This window comes from Mesorhizobium sp. M7A.F.Ca.CA.001.08.2.1, from assembly GCF_003998455.1.
Lineage (GTDB): Bacteria > Pseudomonadota > Alphaproteobacteria > Rhizobiales > Rhizobiaceae > Mesorhizobium > Mesorhizobium ciceri.
Map to the genome: position 1 here is coordinate 1 of NZ_RZPW01000523.1, position 4,566 is coordinate 4,566.

Annotated in this window: 6 protein-coding genes; 2 read left to right on the forward strand and 4 right to left on the reverse strand. The window is 63.6% G+C overall.

Annotated features, from left to right (window positions below; translation table 11 throughout):
• The 4 genes from EN914_RS25340 to EN914_RS25355 form a co-directional block, all read right to left on the reverse strand.
• Positions 1–868: epoxide hydrolase family protein (locus EN914_RS25340; RefSeq protein ID WP_164778896.1), on the reverse strand; the 868-nt coding region annotated here is incomplete at its 3' end.
• On the reverse strand, positions 865–1,845 hold the full coding sequence (locus EN914_RS25345; RefSeq protein WP_024503229.1) for a biotin-dependent carboxyltransferase family protein: 981 nt from the start codon (positions 1,843–1,845) through the stop codon (positions 865–867). The genes EN914_RS25345 and EN914_RS25340, both read right to left, overlap by 4 nt.
• The gene (gene pxpB / locus EN914_RS25350; protein ID WP_024503228.1) at positions 1,842–2,504 is read right to left on the reverse strand and encodes a 5-oxoprolinase subunit PxpB; all 663 of its coding nucleotides are present in this window, start codon (positions 2,502–2,504) and stop codon (positions 1,842–1,844) included. Before pxpB ends, EN914_RS25345 begins: the two co-directional genes overlap by 4 nt.
• Positions 2,505–2,510: 6 nt before the next feature.
• Entirely contained in the window at positions 2,511–3,287 is a 777-nt protein-coding gene (locus EN914_RS25355) for an SDR family NAD(P)-dependent oxidoreductase (protein ID WP_024503227.1), read from the reverse strand.
• A gap of 237 nt (positions 3,288–3,524) precedes the next feature.
• Here EN914_RS25355 and EN914_RS25360 point away from each other — a divergent pair, with 237 nt between their 5' ends.
• Positions 3,525–4,160, forward strand: coding sequence for an RraA family protein (locus tag EN914_RS25360; protein WP_024503226.1), 636 nt, complete (start codon positions 3,525–3,527; stop codon positions 4,158–4,160).
• A 93-nt stretch (positions 4,161–4,253) separates the two neighbouring features.
• Positions 4,254–4,566: ABC transporter substrate-binding protein (locus tag EN914_RS25365; RefSeq protein ID WP_164778897.1), on the forward strand; the 313-nt coding region annotated here is incomplete at its 3' end.

A 4,566-nucleotide genomic window follows, 5' to 3' on the forward strand; every position in this document is an offset into this window, starting at 1 on the left:
GCAGGTCGTCGCGCGAAAAAGCGGCGTTGGCCAGTTCGCCATCGCAATCGCTCCAGTCGCGGAATTTTTCGATCATCCAGGCTGCCAGTCCGACCGGCGAATCCGTCAGTCCATAGGCAAGCGTTTGCGGACGCGTCGCTTGAATGTGGGCATAGGCGCCATGAAGATCCGCCCATCCGGCTTTCCGTTCCAGGAAGGTGCGTTCTTCCGGCGTCAAGTCGCCGTCCGGACTTGCATCGTGAGGCGGTGAGAATGAGCCGGGGATGAAATTCAGATGCACGCCAGCGAGACTGCCTGGATGCGCGTGCGCCAGACAGGTCGACACGCTGGCGCCCAGATCGCCTCCCTGAGCGAGATATCGCTCGTAGCCGAGACGGCTCATCAGCTCGGCCCAAAGGTCGGCGACGGCGAACAGGTTGAAACCTGGCCTGGTCGGCCGGCTCGAAAAGCCGTAGCCGGGAATCGATGGGACCACGACATTGAAGGCGTCCTCCTGCCTTCCGCCATGCGAAAGCGGGTCGGTCAGGAGCGGGATCAGCCTGTGAAATTCGAAGACGCTGCCTGGCCAGCCATGGGTGAGTATGATCGTTCTGCCGGTCGCAACAGCGGCGCGTGCATGGACGAAATGGATGGTTTCGCCGCCGATATCCGTCTGGTAGTGCGGATGGATGTTCCAGGCGGCTTCATGCTTGCGCCAGTCGAAGCCGGTACGCCAGTACTGCATAAGCCGGCTCAGTTCCTCGTATTCCGTTCCCTGCGCCCAGCCTATTGCCTGCAACTGGTCCGGCTCGCGCCAGGTCGAGATGCGCTTCTTCAAATCGTCGATTTCAGACTGGGCAATCTCGATGGTGAAGGGGCGAATTTTCATGGAGCCCTCTGCTCGCCGGCCATGAGGTTACGGGCGGCGATAAAGTCGCGACGTTGCTGCCGGTTCGCGCGAAGCACTTCCGTCGACGCTTCTATCGAGACCGGCGAGAATCGCAGGTGCGCGCCGACCGGCGCTTGCGCCAGCCGCCAGAGGTCGGCTTCGATCACCGTAGCGATCTTCGGATAGCCGCCGCACGTGTTGGCATCGGCCAGCTGGATGATCGGCTGGCCGGACGGCGGCACCTGGACGGTGCCCGGGACGATCCCGTGCGACAGCAATTCCAGCGGCGAGAGGAGGGAAAGCGTCTCCCCGGAAAGGCGATATCCCATGCGGTTGGCGTCGTTGGTGATGCGCCATTCGCTGCCGGTGAAAGCCGCCTGGGCCTCCGGCGTGAAGGCGTCGAACTCGGCGGCCGGCAGAACCCGCAATTCGATTGCCGAGGCCGCGCCGTCCGCCGCGCCCCGTCGCTCCTCCAGCGCTGCGCCGATGCCGCCCGCGGGAAGCCGGCATTGCGCAGGGTTGAGCGCAAGCCGGTCGCCGCGCGACAGGCCGCGTCCGGCGAGCCCGCCGAAACCGCCTTTCACATCTGTGGCGCGCGAGCCCATGACGGGCGGCAGATCGAGCCCACCGGCGAAGGCGATATAGGAACGCGCACCGATGCGCGGGGCTTCGAGGACAAGGGTCTCGCCGGCGCGGATCGTCGTGGCCCACCAGGGCGGGCAGGGCCGATCGCCGACGCTGACGGCGCAATCCGCGCCGGTGACGGCGACGGCGGTGTCGATGTGCACGCGCAGCCGGAACGGATGAAGCGCCACCTCGATCCCGGCAGCCGAGGGGTCATTGCCCAGCATGAGATTGGCGATCGCCAGCGCCTGCCTGTCCATGGCGCCGCCATGGCTGACCCCCAGCGCCAGATGACCGGGCCGCCCGAGATCTTGGACCGTGTTCGGCAGGCCGGTGGTGAGGATCTCGATCATGCCTCGATCCCTGCGATTGCGAATCGGATTTTGTCTCCGGGCCGGAGCAGCACGGGCAATTCCGCTTCGGCCTTGAACAGCTTCACGTCGGTATGGCCGATGATGTGCCATCCGGACGGCGCAGTCATCGGCATGATACCCGCCTGCGCGCCACCAATGATGACGGCGCCCTCAGCGACTTTGAGGCGAGGCGTGCTGCGCCTTGCCCAGGCAAGCAGCGGGTCGAGACCGGACAGATAGGGAAAGCCCGGCATGGCGCCGATGGCGGCGACGGTGTAGGTGGCCGCCGCGTGGTGCCTGACGGTCTCGTCGACAGACAGGCCGCAATGTGCGGCCCAACCGGCGAGATCCTCGCCACGCGCGCCGCCATAGTGAACGGGAATGGTATGATGCGTGCCGGTCACCGGGTGGGCATCGGTGGCGGACCAGAGCGACATCAGCTGATCTCCGACGCTGTGGGCGTCCGTGGCGAGGGGATCAAACACTACCAGCAGGTTGTTCATGCCGGGAACGGCCTCGCACACCCCTTCGAGGGTCAACGCGGCGTTCGCTACCGCCCAGACCAGTTCCTGGGTGGTATCATTAAAGGCCCCCTGCGCGCCATCGAGCAGCAGCGCGCCCGATCCCGCAAGGCTGATGTGGGGGGTGCCGACAACCATGGGCGGTCAGTCCTTCACCGGCACCGTATAGTTCAGGATCAGGCGACCGCCATCGGGATAGATGGTCTGGCCAACGATGTAGGAAGCGTCGTCGCTGGCCAGGAAGGATGCGACGCTGGCGATCTCCGAAGGTTCGCCACAGCGGCCGCTCGGCGTGCGCGACAGGATAGTCTTGCGCTGCGCTTCGCTGGCCATGACAGAGCTCTTGACCATGTCGGTCAGGATGGTGCCGGGGCCGATGGCATTGACGCGGATATTGTGCGGGATCAATCCGACGGCCATCACCGCCGTCAATTGCTTGATGCCGCCCTTGGACACGGCATAGGCGACGGAATTGGGAATGGCCAGAATGGCATTAATCGACGACATGTTGATAATCGAGCCGCCGCGTCCCTGCGCGATCATGGCCCTTGCCGCGGCCTGTCCGAGTAGGAAGGGAGCCTTGAGATTGACGCGCTGAACCAGGTCGAAGGCTTCCTCGGGGAAGTCGACGAAATCGTCCAGATGGATGATGCCGGCATTGTTGATGAGGACGTCGACACCGCCGAATCGCTCTGTGGCCTTGGCAACAACATCGGCTGCCATTTCCTGCGTGCATTCGGAGAGATCCGCCGATAGCCAGGCGGCACGCTCACCCAGACGTTCGGCATGCTCGCGCCCGCGATCGGCCTGCACGTCGACAAGCACCACCTTGGCGCCATCGGCATGAAAGCGCTCGGCGCAGGCAAGGCCTAGCCCTTGTGCCGCCCCGGTGACGATCACGACTTTTCCTGCGTGCTTCACAACCAATTCCCTTTTTACAATCATGGCGTTTGTGGATATGTTATCCAATCTATCTTGAACTTTGCCGCCATTGCAAGCCCGGACGGGTGGGCTTTGCGGTCACGTTTGCCCAAGCGGCGGCGTTTATGAGCTGCTTTGGCTTTTTTCTGCCAACCATTGCAAGTCGGTTGACTCCACTGAATTAATTGTGATTGGATACTATATTCATAAAAGTGCCAAGGACGGGGAGTGCAGACGATGGCGGATGGATTACAGGAAAGCGAACTGATCGACGCGTTCCGCGTTCTGGCTACGCCGTTGATCAGCGACAATCTCGCCCGTGTCCCCGGGGCTGTCGGATTGCGGCCATTTCACCGGGTAGGCGGCGTCATGGCGGGGAGGGCGCTGACGGTCAGGACCCGCCCCGGCGACAACCAGTTCATCCATCGTGCGCTCGATCTGTTGCAGCCCGGCGATGTCATTGTCGTCGATGGCGGTGGCTATGAGGGGCGCGCGCTGGTCGGCGAGATCATGACAAGTGTCGCGGCGTCGCGCGGTGCCGCAGGCATTGTCATCGACGGCGCCATTCGCGATGCCGGTGCCATCGGCCGCAATCCGTTTCCATGCTTCGCACGGTCGGCCATCCATCTCGGACCTTACAAGGATGGTCCGGGAGCCATAAATGTTCCCGTCTGCATAGGCGGCATGGTCGTCGGTCCTGGCGACATCGTCGTGGGTGACGAGGATGGCGTCGTGGCATTTCCAATCGACGGTGCCGCGGCCTTGCTGGCCGCCGTCAGGGCGCAAGAGGCCCGCGAGGCCGAGATTATGCAGAGCATCCGGGAGAACCGCTACCAGGGAGCCTATGCCCGGGCTGCCGGCGGCAGTCACTGATCGGCGGATCAGGAGCCTGCCGGTGACAATCGCATGGCCGGCTGGCGATCTTGCTCAACATAACCGCTCCGCAGCTAACCGAGGGGCGAAACAATGCATTTCGGGCACGCCGCCTGGATGCGCCAACAGGGGAAATGGAGAGAATTAATGGTTGTTTCCTTCAAGAGGCTTGCCAAGAGGCTTGCTTGCGCCACCGCCCTTGCCGGGCTGGCTATGACCACGATGGCCGCGGCTGCCGACATCAAGATCGGCATCGTGGCCCCCATGACTGGCCAACTGGCCAGTGAAGGGCAGGATATGGAGAACGCCGTGAAGATGGCGATCGATGCCGTCAACGCCAAGGGCGGCGTCAACGGCGACAAGATCACCACCACAACCGCCGACGACGCCTGCGATCCCCAGCAGG